At 53.1% G+C, this 15,999-nt stretch carries 17 protein-coding genes and 1 pseudogene; 17 read left to right on the top strand and 1 reads right to left on the bottom strand.

Annotation, left to right across the window (positions count from 1 at the left end; translation table 11 throughout):
* Positions 1–21 precede the first annotated feature (21 nt).
* From EDD77_RS13210 to EDD77_RS13220, 3 genes are all read left to right on the top strand, one after another.
* Positions 22–771 (top strand): hypothetical protein, encoded by a 750-nt coding sequence (locus tag EDD77_RS13210; protein WP_132587414.1) that lies wholly within the window; start codon positions 22–24, stop codon positions 769–771.
* 255 nt (positions 772–1,026) lie between these two features.
* Positions 1,027–1,833, top strand: coding sequence for a DUF4313 domain-containing protein (locus tag EDD77_RS13215; protein WP_058963733.1), 807 nt, complete (start codon positions 1,027–1,029; stop codon positions 1,831–1,833).
* Positions 1,830–2,525 (top strand): hypothetical protein, encoded by a 696-nt coding sequence (locus EDD77_RS13220; RefSeq protein WP_187120494.1) that lies wholly within the window; start codon positions 1,830–1,832, stop codon positions 2,523–2,525. The genes EDD77_RS13215 and EDD77_RS13220 overlap by 4 nt, the downstream gene beginning before the upstream one ends.
* Before the next feature lie 239 nt (positions 2,526–2,764).
* Here the strand turns inward: EDD77_RS13220 and EDD77_RS13225 are convergent.
* Positions 2,765–3,145, bottom strand: a pseudogene (locus tag EDD77_RS13225) (helix-turn-helix domain-containing protein); the annotation flags it as partial.
* A 196-nt stretch (positions 3,146–3,341) separates the two neighbouring features.
* Between EDD77_RS13225 and EDD77_RS13230 the strand changes: the two are divergent.
* The 14 genes from EDD77_RS13230 to EDD77_RS13295 all read left to right on the top strand — a co-directional run bounded on the left by EDD77_RS13230 (position 3,342) and on the right by EDD77_RS13295 (position 15,936).
* Entirely contained in the window at positions 3,342–4,034 is a 693-nt protein-coding gene (locus EDD77_RS13230) for a response regulator transcription factor (protein ID WP_058963734.1), read from the top strand.
* 72 nt (positions 4,035–4,106) lie between these two features.
* Positions 4,107–5,015, top strand: coding sequence for an ATP-binding cassette domain-containing protein (locus EDD77_RS13235; protein WP_242868328.1), 909 nt, complete (start codon positions 4,107–4,109; stop codon positions 5,013–5,015).
* A complete protein-coding gene (locus tag EDD77_RS13240) occupies positions 4,993–5,757 on the top strand; it encodes an ABC transporter permease (RefSeq protein ID WP_058963735.1) in 765 nt (254 codons plus the stop codon). The genes EDD77_RS13235 and EDD77_RS13240 overlap by 23 nt, the downstream gene beginning before the upstream one ends.
* A 7-nt stretch (positions 5,758–5,764) precedes the next feature.
* A complete protein-coding gene (locus EDD77_RS13245; RefSeq protein ID WP_058963736.1) occupies positions 5,765–6,667 on the top strand; it encodes a sensor histidine kinase in 903 nt (300 codons plus the stop codon).
* A gap of 106 nt (positions 6,668–6,773) precedes the next feature.
* Positions 6,774–6,947 (top strand): hypothetical protein, encoded by a 174-nt coding sequence (locus EDD77_RS13250; protein ID WP_058963737.1) that lies wholly within the window; start codon positions 6,774–6,776, stop codon positions 6,945–6,947.
* Between the two features lie 12 nt (positions 6,948–6,959).
* Positions 6,960–7,649, top strand: a complete 690-nt coding sequence (locus EDD77_RS13255; RefSeq protein ID WP_058963738.1) for an ABC transporter ATP-binding protein — start codon at positions 6,960–6,962, stop codon at positions 7,647–7,649.
* Positions 7,649–8,404, top strand: coding sequence for an ABC transporter permease (locus tag EDD77_RS13260; RefSeq protein ID WP_058963739.1), 756 nt, complete (start codon positions 7,649–7,651; stop codon positions 8,402–8,404). The genes EDD77_RS13255 and EDD77_RS13260 overlap by 1 nt, the downstream gene beginning before the upstream one ends.
* A 96-nt stretch (positions 8,405–8,500) precedes the next feature.
* On the top strand, positions 8,501–8,920 hold the full coding sequence (locus EDD77_RS13265) for a winged helix-turn-helix domain-containing protein (protein ID WP_058963740.1): 420 nt from the start codon (positions 8,501–8,503) through the stop codon (positions 8,918–8,920).
* Between the two features lie 110 nt (positions 8,921–9,030).
* A complete protein-coding gene (locus EDD77_RS13270; RefSeq protein ID WP_058963741.1) occupies positions 9,031–9,699 on the top strand; it encodes a response regulator transcription factor in 669 nt (222 codons plus the stop codon).
* Positions 9,677–11,197 (top strand): sensor histidine kinase, encoded by a 1,521-nt coding sequence (locus tag EDD77_RS13275; RefSeq protein ID WP_077138511.1) that lies wholly within the window; start codon positions 9,677–9,679, stop codon positions 11,195–11,197. The genes EDD77_RS13270 and EDD77_RS13275 overlap by 23 nt, the downstream gene beginning before the upstream one ends.
* Before the next feature lie 282 nt (positions 11,198–11,479).
* Positions 11,480–12,154: a CatA-like O-acetyltransferase gene (locus EDD77_RS13280; RefSeq protein WP_077138512.1), complete on the top strand. Its 675-nt coding sequence runs from the start codon at positions 11,480–11,482 to the stop codon at positions 12,152–12,154.
* Positions 12,151–12,753: an alpha/beta hydrolase gene (locus EDD77_RS13285; RefSeq protein WP_058963742.1), complete on the top strand. Its 603-nt coding sequence runs from the start codon at positions 12,151–12,153 to the stop codon at positions 12,751–12,753. The genes EDD77_RS13280 and EDD77_RS13285 overlap by 4 nt, the downstream gene beginning before the upstream one ends.
* 133 nt (positions 12,754–12,886) lie before the next feature.
* The gene (locus EDD77_RS13290; protein WP_058963743.1) at positions 12,887–13,747 is read left to right on the top strand and encodes an ATP-binding cassette domain-containing protein; all 861 of its coding nucleotides are present in this window, start codon (positions 12,887–12,889) and stop codon (positions 13,745–13,747) included.
* Positions 13,744–15,936, top strand: a complete 2,193-nt coding sequence (locus tag EDD77_RS13295; protein ID WP_058963744.1) for a hypothetical protein — start codon at positions 13,744–13,746, stop codon at positions 15,934–15,936. The genes EDD77_RS13290 and EDD77_RS13295 overlap by 4 nt, the downstream gene beginning before the upstream one ends.
* Positions 15,937–15,999 lie beyond the last annotated feature (63 nt).

Consider the following 15,999-nt stretch of genomic DNA (forward strand, 5'->3'; position numbering starts at 1 on the left):
GATTGTAAGGGAGAGAGACAAATGAATCTATGGCATGACAAATCTTATATTGCGCCTTCAGGCCCGGAATGGGTCGAACGGGGCTACGCTATGTACGATGTTCATTCCGTGCGCATTCAGTTCGTCTATACGGAAGAACAGAAGGAAGCCAACCGCCGTGCGCATACAGTGGCTGATGAGGGCCAAGCCCTGGTCATGGCCGCTGAAGCACGAAATTCTGTCATGAATCCCCTCATGGACGCCATCGCCCAAAATTTCGTCTGTTATCAGTATGAGGATACCGAGCCGGCGCCTTTCCGGAGCTGTCAGTGGGATCTTTTCTTCTGGTGCAATGATTTCAGCAATACGCTTCACGGCTATGGCCTGTCCGGGCGGGATTACTCCTACTTTACATTGAGTTTCAATGAGAATCAGACCGTGGAAAAGCGTGCCGAGGTCTGCTGGCGGCTGCTGCAATTTCTGGAACACCGCTGCCGGAAAAACCGCAATCTGGATGTTGCCGTCCAGTACAGCATCTGGTACGACCATGAGAAGATCGAAAAAGATGCTGACCGAATGAAATGTCTGCTGGCGGGCTGCAGCTGCACCTATGGCAGTAAGGACGGGAAGTTCCTGTTTGATAATGGCATTTTCTGCTTTCGTCCCAAGTACGCCAAGCGGCAGCTCTATCGTGTTTCTGATTCCGAGGTTCTTGCCCTGTGCTGGAAACTCGGCCTGACAGACGATGCTTCTGACGGCGGCCCTCTCGCAGCGGGAAGATGCAGTGCATGAAGTACAGAGAAATCTATGCCGCATTGGCAAAGTAAAGGATGGATGTCCCGGGGTTCCGCTTTTTGAAAGCACAGTTGATGCGGCCTGATGATTGCATCAAAAGGGCCAGCAAGCAATGCCCCAATACCATTTTAGACTTCAAAGAAAACGGGGGCGTTCTGAATGCCTCCTCCACCCTGCCCTTGACGGCAGGCTTATCACGAGGACCGGCAGGCTGCGCTTTGCGGCCTGCTGGTCTTCGTTCCGGGGGAAATCATGAAACCAATACCATTTAACATGAAAGGAACGGAATATGCCCTGACCATCAAGATTGCCACCTATCCGGAGGGCAATCTCGCCATCAAACTCTATCAGGAAAGCTTCGGCCAGTTGGTCTTCTGGGACAGCCTCACGGTCAATCCGGGCGGCCTGTGTCCCAAGGATTGTGGATATATCAATATCAGGTCCGCTGGCAAACGCTTTTACGCCTGGATCAAGCGTAATGGCCTGGGAGAACGCACCGGCCAAGTTCGGCTGGAAGACGGCGTGGAATATGTGGAATACCTCTTCAATGCCAAAAAGCTGAAAAAGCTGGACCCAGACGGCTACACCTACTATGAGCGGCGCTTGAAGGGAGAACTTGGCCGGCGATATGAGCGGCTCTATCAGGTGCTTCGGCGGCTGGCAAACTACATTCCGGATTTCCACTACACCGATTACAGCGGGTGGCGCAGGCTACAAAATTCCCTTGACGCGCCCCCACTGCGGGTCGAGGCCGAAGATCCGTCACATCACCGGCGCTTCACTTTTGAGCAGCGCGGAATTATCCTGCGGACTACGATCACAGACTGCGACACCAATCTTGCGCGGAGCAGTTTGTATCGCCGCCGGGAGGATATGGCCGCCGATCTGCTGGCGTTGTTTCAGGGCGAGCTGCCCGCTTCTATCCCCTGGTCCGAAGCCCGCCGCAGAGAAAGCGACGCAAGGCATGACCCGCCTCTTGCTCAGACATTCAAAGAAACAGCCGAAGCCCGCCAGCGGGCAGCAATAAAGAAATCCAGAAGGAGGAGCACAAAATCATGAAAATCAAATTATATCCCAAAGACCTGTTGGAGACTGCCTGGCGTAAAGATAAAAAGCTGTATGCAGACGGCGATGCTGTAAAGCCGCCCCAATGCCTGCGGTGCGGCGCCCCTCTGGCAGCCCACCTGATGGTCAATGCCCTCAGCCGCTATGCGGATGTGCAGATCTGTGAAGCCTGCGGCATGGACGAGGCCCTTCGGGATGCCGCCCATGCTCCTTTGCCCCTTACAGAATGGGATGCGGTGAAGCGCGGCAGACTTCCGGCCTCTGAAAAAGGGCGCGTATGCTATTTGGATACCATCTGCACCTTTGAGGAAGTATTCCGGCACACCGATACACCGCCTATGCAGCTTACTGGCCGGCCCGTCAGTGAGATCGCCTACTCCCGCTCGGATTATGACGGCCATCGGTGGTGGACAACTTGGCACGATGGACCTGCGAAAAAGGCAGCGCCGGAGCTGGTGAAGGAGATCGACGATTTCCAGAATGCCCTGTTCAAGCTGCCTGCCTTCAAAACGCTGAATACTATGCGGCGGTTCTGCAGGTACGCGCAGGCCACCAGCGAGGCGACGGAGTTCAACCTCTATTCCGAAACAGATCACTTGTATATTTGGATTCGGCTGATCACTCGGTCTCGGGATTACAATGTCTATGTTCACTATTACGATAAGGCGGCTGTTGGAGGTAAGTAATGCGGCTGAGATACTACGACAAGCATGGTGCAGAAATTCAAGTCGGAATGCTGCTGCGCCATGATGGCGGCGCTATCGAGCGTGTCCTGGAGGGCGTCAATAGCAACGGAGACATCACGCTTGGCTTTGAGGCATCTGTCTCTGAAATTTATCCGCTGAGTGAGTTCAATTTGAGAGAATGGGAAATTGCGGCAGAGTAATTTTGACGCAGTGAGGCCGCAGGTTGGGAATTTCCCGGCCTGCGGCTTTTCAGTTCTTTTGTGATTCCTTGTATTCTTGAAAAGGAAAAAATAATACGCTGTAGCCTCCATGACAACAAGCTCTTTTTCGTTCATGGAGTCTAAAAGTACATCAATGTGTTTCCGGCAACTGTCTCCGCCACGGTTGCCCTCCGTATAGAAAAACTGGTCTACGGATATATCGAACAGCGTGACGAGCTTAAAAAACAGGTTGAAGCTGGGGTGCTGGCCTTTGTTCTCAATGTTCATAATGGTTTTGTCAGTCTTGCCGACCAATTCCGCAACATAGGCTTGCGTCCAGCCCTTTGCCTCTCTGGCCTGTTTCAGTGCCAGACCGAGCCCATGAAAGTCAAACCTTCTTTCATCTTGGTACATTCTCATATCACCCTATATCATTGTACATTTCGGGTTAAATTATGAAAATGAAGTGAAATTTGATATGAGGTGATATTTTATTTCCCGTCAGAGGGGAGGTTCGCCCTTGTCCTATTTCAGACCAGGAATTATAATAGAGACATCTGATAATTGATTTATAGATTATGTCGGAAAGGAAAACCGATTGGCAAGGAGCATAGACATGGAAAAAATTTTTAGTATTTTAATCATCGAAGATGACGTGCCACTCAACGACATGACAAAGCGACTTCTCACCCAACACGGCTATTATGTAACTTCTGCCTACTCGGGGAGCGAGGCGCTTCTGTTGATGGAGAAAGGCACTTTTGACTTAATTTTACTTGATCTGATGCTGCCCGGCATACCGGGAGAAACAGTATTGGAGAAGATAAAAAGTGCGATGGATATTCCGATTATCGGTGTGTCCGCTAAAACGGATATAGACAGCAAAGTGAACCTCATACGAAACGGCGCAGATGATTACATCACAAAGCCATTCGACAATCAAGAGCTGCTGGTTCGGATTGAAGCGGTGCTGCGGCGCTTTCAAAAATCCTCCGGCCTCAATAATGGCAAGACGCTTCATTTTAAGGACTTGTCCCTTGATACAGAAGCTATGGAGGCTAAAATCGGGAATACCCCCATTGCTTTGACACGGTATGAATATCTGATTTTACAGCTTTTGATGTCCGCACCCTCAAAAGTATTCACAAAGAACAATATCTTTGAAAGCGTGTGGAATGAAAATTTTATCGGGGACGATAACGCAATCAATGTCCACATTGGAAATCTCCGCAAGAAGTTTGCCAAAGTCAATCCAGAGGAAAAGTATATTCAGACGGTTTGGGGCCTCGGTTTCAAAATGCAGGGCTAATCCTTAGAGAAATCTTATAAAATTTGCACGCCGATCTGCTACAATAAGACGATGTGGAAAGGGGATGATTATTTGGAGGCTGCTTTGGAAACAGCCGGGTTGACCTATGTTTTCCCGGACGGAAACGGGATTAAAAATATTACATTTCAGGTAATGCGTGGAGAAATCTATGCACTGTATGGCGGTCATAACGCAGGAAAATCTGTACTGTTGCAGGCCATTATTGGCACACTCCGACCTCAATCTGGTACTCTCAAATTATTTGGCAATATAGACTATCAGCAGGAGCGCCGCCGGATTGGATTTGTACCCCAAAAATCTGTGACAATCGGCTCTCTGCCACCGGCTGATATGCTACACTATTTTTCTTCTGCTTTTGGAAGTACAGAAAGCCGTTTTTTAGATATATTGCATCTGAACCTGAAAGAAAAAAAGGCGGTGCGGCGATTGCCATTATCGACCCAGCGTTTAGTGAATTTAGCGGTTGCCCTTTTGGGAAATCCAGATATGATAATTCTGGACGACCCTTTTTCCGGGCTGGATAAGGGAGAATGTGAACACCTGCTTTCTGTTCTGACCTATCTGCATGAAATGAACCATACCACGCTTCTAATCTCTGGACAAGATTATACGCTGCTTTCCCGGCTTGCATCCCAATATGGCGTGATGGCAGATGGCAAGCTGCTTTGTGAGCTTACGGCTGGGGAATTGAAAGAGAGCTGCCAGCGGTGCATAAAGATAAGAACCCCGCAATTAGAACGGGCTATTACGATTTTAAGCCAGCGGTTCCCAGATTTTGAAGTGTTGGGCCATGACCTGATTAGAATTTTTCATTGCAATGAGCAATCCGGGGAAATCAATACGCTGCTGGTTCATTCCGGGATAGAGGTATCGGAAATCTGGCTTGCCGGTATGGAGCCGACCGACTATCTTTTGAAAATGACAGGAGGTGCAAAGAGTGATCCAGACGATACAAAGTGAGTTATTCCGTATCCGCAAAAATCGCCTGTTTTGGGCCTGCCTCGCACTGGCTGCTTTTTTTGTCTTTGCGCTTGCCCTGACATTTTATCATAATTCGGTAAATGGTATGCTTCCGGCTATATCACTGGTTTCGTTCACGGAGTTTCTATTTTCAGATTACAGCCTGATTTTTCCGTTGACGCTCTTTTTGTGCCTGTACTTTACAGAAGATTTTCATACCGGCACATACAGTATCGCACTTTCTAAAGGAACAAGCAGAGTACATCTATTTTTTGGAAAACTACTGGCCTCATGGATTGGCGTTTTGTTTTTTCTGTTTGTATGTTTTGGTGTTGCATATTTGTCCATTTTGATAATGGGAGCATCCCGGTATGACATAGACTATTCGTTTTCTGCAATCGGAGCCTTTCTTCTGCTTCAATGTCTGTGCTTTTTAGGGTACACCGCATTTCTCAATCTGCTAAGTTACCTGCTCCGGCATCGGCTAATTGTCACGATTGCCGCATTTTTTCTGCTGGGGGTTTTGTATCTATACCTCACAAAGATAAGCACAGCATTGGATATGGATTATTCGCTCTACAAGTATTGGGTGGTAGGGCTTTCCCATAGCTTGCAGATCAATACCTTTGGGGAGAATTTAATGCCCATTTTGATTACGCTGGTAGTATATTTGTTTTTACCGACAGCCGTTTCGTTCTCCTTGTTTCAAAGGCTGGATTTGCGCGGTTTGGAAAGGCGGTGATGGCCGCATGATTGTGTTATGTATCTTGCTGGCAATGCTTTCCCTGTTTTTGTTCCTGAAACTGATTTATCAGCGGAAACTGGTTCGGAAAATCAAAAAGCAGATTGATTTTTTGACAGACCGGGATACGCAAACAGAAATCATGGTGGAAAAAACGGATAGGCCAATACAGGATCTGGCTACAAGTATCAATCATCTTCTGAAAAAATATCGCAGCATGGGTCAGGAAATCGAACGGAGCGATACCCTGTTCCGGGATACTATCACCAGTCTGTCCCACGACTTGCGAACACCACTGGCAACAGCAAACGGCTATATCCAGCTCTTACAGGAACAGGATTTAACCGGGGATCAAAAAGAATATGTAATGATTGCGGAAGAAAGAATTTCCGCTGTAAAGCTGCTTCTCGACCAACTGTTTGAATTTGCAAGGATTGAGGCCGACGAGCTGAAATTGAATTGCAGGAATACAGATATACACAGTGTACTTCGGGATGTTGTCGCCTCATACTATGGCGATTTTGAACAGAAAAAATGCGTCCCCCATATCGTCATACCAAATTCACCGGCTATCATTTGGGGCGATCCAGATGCCTTGACCCGGATTTTCTCAAATGTGGTTTATAATGCGCTTGTTCACGGGGAGGGAAATTATCAGATCACCGCAGCGTTAGAAGAAGCTCAAACGGTCATAACCGTTAAAAATGCGTCGAGCAGTATTCAGCAGGAAGATATTCCCCATTTGTTTGACCGTTTTTACACCACCGACCAGTCACGGACAAAAAAGACAACCGGGCTGGGGCTGGCAATCGCTCAAAGACTTGTGACCCGTATGGGCGGGCAAATCTCGGCTTCTCTGCAAAACGGTATCTTTGCAATTCAAATCGTGTTTCCCATTGTCAATTTCTAAAGGGCTGCTTCGGCAGCTCTTTTTTCATCCTTAGACTTTCCTTAGACTTTTCTCAAACAAATCCTAAACCTCTTTGGTAAAGTATGAGCCATAGGAGGTACAAACAATGGTTAAAGTAGCTTTAGTAATTTCACTCATCGCCTTTGCGGTGTGCCTGCTCATGGCCTTGAATGGCATATTGAGCGATGGCCTAAAAGGGCTAAAACAGAGATCAAAGCCCATCGGGATTTCATTTTTGATTTATGCTGTGGCCTTTTTACTTTTCATCTTTTTTCAATAACGGAGGAATTTCATGCTGCAAATCAAAAATGTAAATCTGAATGTTGGAAATACTGCCTTGCTGTCCAACATCAACCTGACTTTAGAGCAAGGAAAAATCTATGGTGTTCTGGGGCCAAACGGGGCCGGTAAAACAACACTGTTTAAGTCCATGCTGGGCCTGACCGCCTTTTCGGGAGAAATCCTCTCAGATGGGCAACCCGTTTCCAGCAGATGTTTTGGAAGTTTGATTGAATACCCGGCTTTTTACCCCCGGCTCACCGTAGAGGAAAATTTGAAGCTCCACGCGCAGTATTTAGGTCTGAAACAGCCAAACATTGAAGCGGCGCTCAAACAAGTAAACCTGCTGGACGCCCGGAAAAAGCTGTTCTCTCAACTTTCTTTGGGGATGCGCCAACGGCTGGGAATTGCCCGCGCCTTTTTAGGCAATGTTCAATATTTGCTGCTGGACGAACCTACCAATGGCCTTGATCCGATGGGGATAAAGGAAATCCGGCTGCTTCTGAAAGAACGCCTGAAATCGCCCCAACACTGTATTTTGGTATCAAGCCATAATCTGACGGAGATTGCCGCCGTCACGGATGTTCTTATTTTCATTCGTGGCGGAAAAATCATCAAGATTGTAGAAAACGATTATAACGAAAAGGAACTGGAAGCACTGTATGAGGATATTATGACTTCCGGCCAGAGGGAGGAAGCATAATGGGAATGTTGATTAAAAACGAGTTTTACAAGTTGAAGCGGGAATGGTTTATGGTATTTCTTCTGCTGTTGTCGCTTCTTCCCATCATTACCGGCGGAGCAGGAGCAGTTTTTAACGACAGCACAAAATCGCTTGCTGACCTGTTCTTCTTTATGAATAACCAGTTTTCCATGTTCTTCCCAATGGTGATCTTCATTTTGATTGGTTCGCTGTTTTATCAGGAATACAAGAACAAAACTTACATCAACTGGATTACCTACGGTTTTTCAAAGAAGAAGCTCTTTCTATCGAAAGTCGCTGTCAGCATCGTTATCGGTATCGGCTTCGCGGCTGTCTTATTTATCGCATTTGGCCTGCTTGTGATGGTACTCAATGGAGCTGGCAGGTTGCCCGGAGGTATTTCCCTGTTCCTCAATCTGGCAATCGGGTTTGGAATTGAAGCTGGTGTTGTCGTTTTGATAACTACCTGTTTAGGGGCAATCGTTATCAACTTGAGCCGCAATATCATTGTAACAAGCGTTGTAGGGGTTATATATGGCTTTGCATCCTGCCTGTTTATCGGTTCAGAAAGTGGCTTTATCATTCCGGGCAGCTTCGCATATCGTGTGTCCATGTTCTTCTCGGATAAATCTACTTACTATGAAGCCCCTGTACCGGCCACCATCGGCGGATGTATCAGCATTGTACTTTGCCTTATCGTGATGTTTCTGGTTGGATTGATTGTCTTTTCCCATAAGAAAAAAATCGAAAATTAACTGCTGCCGGACGACGGCAAAAGAAAAAAAGCCGTCGTTCAGCAGTCTTTTCCCCTGCGCCTAATACACTACGACGGCTCATAAGGAGGCGTCAGGATGGAAAAGACCATCATTATTCGAATAACGAATCCAACAAAGGCACAAGATGCTTTGCTCCAGCGGCTCGTGCGAGCATTTCGGGCAGAACATATTGAGGTTCAAGAAAACACTGCTTTTACTTTATTATCTGGAAATCTACAAATCGACCCGCAACGCAGGCTGGTATGGCAGTCCGACCAGACGGTGGACCTGACCCCGATGGAGTTTGACATTCTGCTCCTGCTGGCCCGCCGGCCAGGGCAGGTGTTCTCCGCCCGCCAAATCTATGAGGCTGTCGCTACGGACTCTTTTGATGCCAGCTGGACCGGGATCTCCAGCATGATCTACAAGCTCCGGCGCAAGCTGGGGACTGGCATCATAGAAACAGTGCGGGGACACGGTTACAAATTCATCGTCCCAGGCACCTCACCAAAATGAAGCAAGCGCACAACGGATTTTTCTCCGCTGTGCGCTTCTTTTTGTGATTACTTTCTTTTCTCCATGATAAATTCACAATCCCATGATATACTTCGATTGGGTGATTACAAATGAAACGCATTTTAATTGTGGAAGACGAGCCGGATATTCAGGAGCTGCTGCGCGCCTACCTGGAGGATGCCGGCTACCAGACTGCCGTGGCTGGGGATGGCGTGGCAGCCCTGGCTCTGTTTGGCGGGCAGACCTTCGACCTGGTTCTATTGGACCTGATGCTCCCGAAAATCGACGGCTTTGGGGTCTGCGAGCTGATCCGCCAGCAGTCCCAGGTCCCTATTTTGATGCTCACCGCCCTGGATGGGGAAGAATCGCAGCTCCGGGGTTTCGGTATGGACATCGACGACTATGTGACCAAGCCCTTCTCCATGCCGGTGCTGCTGGAAAAGATCCGGGTCATCCTCCGCCGCCGTGGAACCGCCGGGGAGGACAGCCGCCTGCGGTACCGGGACCTGACTTTGGATCTGGACACGCGGGAGGCCCTGCTGGACGGCCGGCTCCTGGACCTGACCGCCCGGGAGTTTGAACTGCTCCACACCTTTCTGGCCGCGCCGGGCCGGGTGTTCACCCGGGAGATGCTACTGGCAAAACTATGGGGCTATGACTTCTATGGGGACGAACGGGTGGTGGACAGCCACATCAAAAACCTCCGCCACAAGCTGGGGCGGAACTATATTGATACTGTAAGGGGGGTGGGCTACCGTGCTGCGAAAGAGGATCACTGAAAGCCTGACAGCCCGGATCTTTCTCATTACCGCCGGCGTCCTGCTCGCGGCCGGGGCGGTCACCTTCAGCTTTATCGCCTGGGCCTCCCCCAGCACCTATACCGCCGTAGTAAATGATGACCTTACCGCTCAGGTGGATGCCCTGGTGGGGAAACTGGCGGACACGACTCCTGCGGACTGTGGCGAGCTGCTGGATGACTTTGTGCTTACCTCCGGGGCCAACGCCATGCTGGTGGGGCCGGACGGGCGCCTGGTGGACACAGGGGCCAAGCTGACGGTGCAGGCTGTGTATGAGGATGATACCATGATTGTCACCACCTCAGAGCAGGAAAGCACCGTCGGTTATCACAGCCAGGACATCCGGGAAGGCGATACGGTAGCGGTCACCATGTCGGAGCAGGCTACCATTACCGCCGAGGTGGTGTTTGCAGGCCAGAACGAGAGCTATACCCTCTATGTCACCCCGCGGATCGAAGTGGAAAATCTGGCGGTGCGGGCGCTGATCCAGATAGCCCCCTGGCTTTTGATGGTGTTATTGGTATTTTCTCTGCTGTGCGCCTTGATTTACTCCCGATACATCACCCGGCCTATCGTGCGCATGAGCGGGATCGCCGGGAAAATGGCGGAGCTGGACTTCCACTGGGAATGCGGTGAAAAGCGCAAGGACGAGATCGGCAAGCTGGGCCGCAGTCTGGATCAGCTTGCCCGGCGGCTGGACACCGCTCTCACCGACCTGGAGAACGCCAATCGGGCGCTCCGGGGTGAGGTGGAACGGGAACGGGAGCTGGACCGCCAGCGGATGGCCTTCTTCAACGCCGCCTCCCATGAGCTGAAAACTCCGGTGACCATTCTGAAGGGGCAGCTCTCCGGCATGCTGGAGGGGGTTGGCGTCTATCAGGACCGGGACAAGTACCTGCTTCGCTCGCTCCGGGTAACGGGACGGATGGAAAATCTGGTGCAGGAGATGCTGGCGATCTCCCGTATGGAAAGCGGCTCTGTGGCTGTGAAGCGGGAGCCCGTGGAGCTGTCCGCCTTGATCGAGCGCCAGCTTGCCCTGGACGCACCTCTTCTGGAGCAGCGGAACCAGCGGCTGGTAAAGGATCTGACGCCGGGGATCGTTGTCATCGGGGACGCCTCTCTGCTGGGCCGGGTGGCAGGCAATCTGCTCTCTAACGCATCCCTCTACTCGCCGGAGGGGGCGGAGGTGCGGGTGTGGTGCGGCCTGCTGGACGGCCGCCCAGCTCTGACGGTGGAGAACACCGAGGCCCACATCTCGGAAAAAGCCCTGCCTCATCTGTTTGAGGCATTCTACCGGGAAGAAACCTCCCGGAACCGGGCTACAGGTGGCAGCGGCCTGGGGCTGTATCTGGTGAAAATGATTTTGGCCCGGCATGGAGCGGAATGTACCATCGAAAATACAGAGGACGGGGTGCGGGCTGCGGTGCGGTTTGAAACGGACGCTGTTTCTGGACTTGCCGCCGGGAATATGATAGGATAAGCATAGATGATCCAATGAAAGTGAGGGTGCCTGCGGAACAGACGATTTTGATTCACACCTGTGGCTACAAGGCAGATATCTGGAAAAAACATCTCATTTTTGGATTGCCGGAAAGGGCATCCTGCGCCCGGTTCATTGAGGAGGTGAACGAATGAAGCGCGGACTTGATGCGGCTCCATGCAAGGCTTGAGCTGGATGGCTTGTATGGAGCAAACGGAAATACCCCATCCCAATGGCCTTGCATGATGAAACGGGAAAACAATCATGCAAAGGAGTATTGAGATGAATTACAAAAAGGTTGATTTCAGCACCTGGCCGAGAGGCGATCTGTTTCAGTTTTATATGGACCACATGCGAGTGGTCATGAGCCTGACGGTGGACATGGATGTGACGCCGCTAGTCCGGTTCGTCAAGCAGCGCGGCATGAAGTTCTATCCGGCCATGATCTGGGTGGTATCCCGGGTGATCAACGCCCATGAGGAGTTCAAACTGGGCTGGGACCAGGATGGAAACCTGATCCGCTGGGACTTTGTTTCCCCCAGTTATGCCCACTTCCACCCGGAGGACGGGAACTTCACCAAGCTGGTTACGCCTTACATGGAGGACCTGCCGGCATTCCACGCCCGTTTTCTGGAGGACCGGGAAAAGTACCGGGAACTCCGGGGCGTGGTGGAAGGGCAGCCAACGAATCACTTCGATGTGTCCTGTCTGCCCTGGGTTCGCTACCGCCACTTCGATGTCCATGTGTTTGACCAGGGGGACTTTCTGGCCCCGGTGGTCACCTGGGGCAAGTACGAGGCGGAGGGCAGCAGGCTGGTCATACCGCTGACCATGAACATCCACCACGCGGTGGCGGACGGGTTCCACCTGTCCCGGTTCTTTACCGAGGTACAGGAACGGATGGACCGTATGGCCGCAGACAGTCCACAGGCTGAGGACGGAGGTGAACAGGTTTGAAACGCGCAATTTTATATGTCCACGGCAAAGGCGGCAGCGCCGGGGAGGCAGACCGCTTCCGGGCCGTCTGCCCCGGTTTCGACGTGCTGGGGGTGGACTACCGGGGGGAGCTTCCCTGGGAGGCGGCACCCCAGATCGCGGCCGCCTATGACGAGGCCCGCCGGCAGTATGAGCACATCATTCTCCTGGCCAACAGCATCGGGGCCTATTTCACCATGCTGGCCCTGGGGGATCAGGCGCCGGACAGGGCGCTGTTCGTGTCGCCGGTGCTGGACATGGAACGGCTGATCCTGGACATGATGGCCTGGGCCGGTGTGTCGGAGCAGGCGCTATGCGAACGGGGAGAGGTCCCCACAGACTTCGGGGAGACCCTGTCCTGGGCGTACCTGTGCTATGTGCGGGAGCATCCCATCGCTTGGCAGGTCCCCACGGAAATCCTCTATGCCGGGGGCGACCATCTGGTGTCCCGTCAGAGTGTGGAGCAGTTCGCGGCGGAGCACGGCGCCGGTCTCACCGTCCTGGAGGGCGGTGAGCACTGGTTCCACACAGAGGAACAGATGGCCTTACTGGATAGCTGGGTGAAAAAACATCTTTTATAGTGTTAGAACGGGGCAGGCCGGTGGCCTGCCCTGTTTTCTGCCTTTCTCCATACAAATCACAAATTCCCTCCATCTTCGCTCCATATTGCCCTGGTATTCTTTCCTCATCCCAAGCAGAAAGGAATCCAACAATATGGAAATCAAGATTCAAAATGTCAGTATGACCTACCCCAGTGGGAAGCAGGCCTTAAAGGGGCTGAACCTGGAGTTAAAATCCCCCAGCCTCATCGGGCTGCTGGGCCCCAACGGGGCGGGCAAATCCACCCTGATGAAGCTGCTGGTGGCGGCCCTGCAGCCCACCGGAGGGAACATCCTGCTGAACGGGGTGCCGCTGGCCAAGGTCGAGAGCCATCTGAAAGCCAGCCTCGGCTATCTCCCCCAGGACTTCGGTTTGTTCGATGAATTGACGGTCACCCAGTTTTTAGACTACATGGCCGCACTCAAGGGGATTGCGAATCCCAAGGCCGCGATCCAAAAGACAATCCAGGCGGTCAATCTGGAAGAAAAGGCAAAATCCAAGATCCGCACCCTCTCCGGCGGCCAGCGCCAGCGGGTAGGCATCGCCCAGGCCCTATTGGGGAATCCCCCCTTCCTGATCTTTGACGAGCCCACCGTGGGACTGGACCCGGAGGAGCGCATCCACTTCCGCAACCTGTTCTCCCGCACAGCCGAGGAGCATCTGGTGCTTCTCTCTACCCACATCATCGAGGATGTGCAGTCGGTGTGCGACCAGATCGTGGTCATCCACCACGGGACCATCCTGTTCACCGGCACGCCGGAGCAGTTGATCCAGTCGGCTGCCGGCCATGTGGGCATCTTTTGGGAGAAGGATGAGACGCTGGAGCAGGGGCTGCACATCACCGCCCGGGTGAACACCAGTCAGGGCATCCGCTGCCGGGCCGTGGCGGACAAGCTGCCGCCCTATGCCCAGGCGGAGGAGCCCTCTTTGGAGGATGCTTACCTCTATCTGATCTCCAGGGAGGCGGTACAATGAAGACAATGCGGCTCTTTCCCCTGGAACTGAAGCGGCTGCTGCAAAGCCGCCTGACCTGGCTGATGATGGCTTTGGCGGTCCTCTCCCCGGTGCTGGGGCTGGTACTCTACAAGCCCGCCACATCCACCACCATGCTCTCCATGTATCTGGCAAACCCCGCGATTGCCGGCGGTGTGGCCGGCGCCATCCTCTTCGGCCTGCTGACCATCTTTGAGCTGGACCGGGCCTGCCGCAGCCGGGTGGACATTCTCACCGACGCGGTGGTGTCCCCTCTGACCACAGCCCTGACCCGACTGCTGGCCCTGCTGACGGCCGCGGTGCTGACAGTGGGCCTCACGATGCTGGTCTGGCTGCCCATCAGCGCGGGGCTGATCGGCGCCGTGTTCACCGGCGCAAACTATGTGCTGGCCTATCTGCTGTTTATGGGGCTGGCGCTGCCCCTGGGCATCCTGGCGGCGGCCGCAGCCTACCAGTTCACCCGGCGGGCGGATCTGTCCATCGTCCTGTTTATCGCCTTCTGCGCCCTGAGCCTGACGGTGTGGGCAGCGGAATGGCAGTTATGCTGGCTCAACCCCTGCGTGTGGGCTTTGTCCGATGATTTCTCCAACCTCCGTGTGTTCCGGTCGGTGGCCTGGATGCGTTTCACCTGGCTCCTTGCACTGGCCGGGGTCTGGACAATCTCCTATCTCTGCATCCGGCAATATGGGAAGGGCGTGTTCGGCTCCCTGGCCCGGAGCGCCCGGCGGTTCTACCGCCCGGTGATCGCCCTGGCGCTGCTGATCTGTTCCGGCGCCGCCTATGCCGCCCAGCCCTTTATCGACCACAGCAACCCGGATTTAACGGTGATGTCCTTCTATGAGATCCCCTATGCAGAGGGCGTCACCTTTGTCCGCCGCACCGCCCAGGTGTTTCCGGACACCGATGCCGGCACCGTGACGGGCCGGGCCTCCTACCAGTTCCGGAACACCTCCGGCCAGGAGCAGAGCATCTCCTTCGGCATCAACCCTGGCTACGCCATCTCCAATGTGAAAGCCAACGGCGCTGATGTTCCCTTCACGGTAAGCGACTACCAGGAGTATAACGAGGCTCTGCTGGAAGTCACCATTCCCGCAGAGGAAGAAGTGGAGCTGACCATGGAGTACAGCGGCTTCCCCCAAGAGAGCCTGCCCACCATGCAGGGGGGCAAGGAGCTGAGTGACGAATACCTCTGCCTGGAGAACTCGGCCCTCTCGCCCCGTGTGATGAATGTCATGCCCGGTGATGCCGGCTATCCCGCTGAAATTGAGATCACTCTGCCGGAAAATATGCTGGCGATCCCCTTCGGCTCCAGCGAGGCGGAGGTCGTCGCGGAGCACGAGGACGGCACCAGAACATGGCGGTATGAACACAACGGCGCCGGCGGCATTCTCTACGCCGGGGACTATATCCGGGAGGACATCGAGGCCGGCGGCATGACCATTGAGTTCTACTACGGCCGCAAGCATCAGGCTGTCATGGAGGCTGCCGAAGCCGTGGACGCGGTGAAGGAAGTAGTTGACTACTGCACCGAGCATTATGGCTCCCTCTCCTTCGGAACCGGGGAGACCCTGAAGCTCATCCAGAGCCGGGTGGCCGGCGGCGGCTACGCCACCACCGGGGCCAGCCTGCTGGATGAGGCGGACTTTACCGCCGCCAACCTGGGGAACGCCGAAAAGGGCGGCGGCGCCGGTGAGGTCATGATCCACGAGCTGGTCCATCAGTGGTGGGGCCTGGGCAATATGTTTGATACCTCCGAGCCCACCAGCCCCTGGTCCGCCGAGGGCCTGACCGTCTACACCACCTACCGTATCGTCAAGGAACTATACGGCGAGGACTATGCCCAGGAGCATTATGTGGATCAGTGGCAGAAAGCGGTAGATGACTACTACCTGAACTTCTATGTGCGCAATCCTGAATATCTGGAGATGCTGCCGGAGCAGGTGCAGCTTGCCATCTCCAACAGTCTGTCTCAGGTTCGGCAGTACAATGAGATGCCCCTGAAAATTTGGAAAGCGGAGCAGTTGGTGGACGGCGAGGAGGCCATGGATCAGATCCTCCATGACCTGTTCAACCGGGAGCTGGACCCCATGTATCCCTATCTGACCTACCAGGAATTTTTGGATGCCTGCGGGCTAACGGAGTCTGCAAATAAAAAGTCAACAGGGAATTGAGGAAAGTTTGCAACCTTAGTAGGAGGCGAAAGAGAGCAAAACAAAAAGACCGCCGCGCAAGCG

Source organism: Allofournierella massiliensis, assembly GCF_004345265.1.
Taxonomy (GTDB): domain Bacteria; phylum Bacillota; class Clostridia; order Oscillospirales; family Ruminococcaceae; genus Allofournierella; species Allofournierella massiliensis.

Coding starts and splice junctions, on each gene's coding strand:
- EDD77_RS13260 (WP_058963739.1), top strand. CDS start 7,649: ATGGGAATGTTGATTAAAAACGAGTTTTACAAGTTGAAGCGGGAATGG.
- EDD77_RS13250 (WP_058963737.1), top strand. CDS start 6,774: ATGGTTAAAGTAGCTTTAGTAATTTCACTCATCGCCTTTGCGGTGTGC.
- EDD77_RS13215 (WP_058963733.1), top strand. CDS start 1,027: ATGAAACCAATACCATTTAACATGAAAGGAACGGAATATGCCCTGACC.
- EDD77_RS13265 (WP_058963740.1), top strand. CDS start 8,501: ATGGAAAAGACCATCATTATTCGAATAACGAATCCAACAAAGGCACAA.
- EDD77_RS13295 (WP_058963744.1), top strand. CDS start 13,744: ATGAAGACAATGCGGCTCTTTCCCCTGGAACTGAAGCGGCTGCTGCAA.
- EDD77_RS13290 (WP_058963743.1), top strand. CDS start 12,887: ATGGAAATCAAGATTCAAAATGTCAGTATGACCTACCCCAGTGGGAAG.
- EDD77_RS13255 (WP_058963738.1), top strand. CDS start 6,960: ATGCTGCAAATCAAAAATGTAAATCTGAATGTTGGAAATACTGCCTTG.
- EDD77_RS13270 (WP_058963741.1), top strand. CDS start 9,031: ATGAAACGCATTTTAATTGTGGAAGACGAGCCGGATATTCAGGAGCTG.
- EDD77_RS13280 (WP_077138512.1), top strand. CDS start 11,480: ATGAATTACAAAAAGGTTGATTTCAGCACCTGGCCGAGAGGCGATCTG.
- EDD77_RS13245 (WP_058963736.1), top strand. CDS start 5,765: ATGATTGTGTTATGTATCTTGCTGGCAATGCTTTCCCTGTTTTTGTTC.
- EDD77_RS13230 (WP_058963734.1), top strand. CDS start 3,342: ATGGAAAAAATTTTTAGTATTTTAATCATCGAAGATGACGTGCCACTC.
- EDD77_RS13210 (WP_132587414.1), top strand. CDS start 22: ATGAATCTATGGCATGACAAATCTTATATTGCGCCTTCAGGCCCGGAA.
- EDD77_RS13220 (WP_187120494.1), top strand. CDS start 1,830: ATGAAAATCAAATTATATCCCAAAGACCTGTTGGAGACTGCCTGGCGT.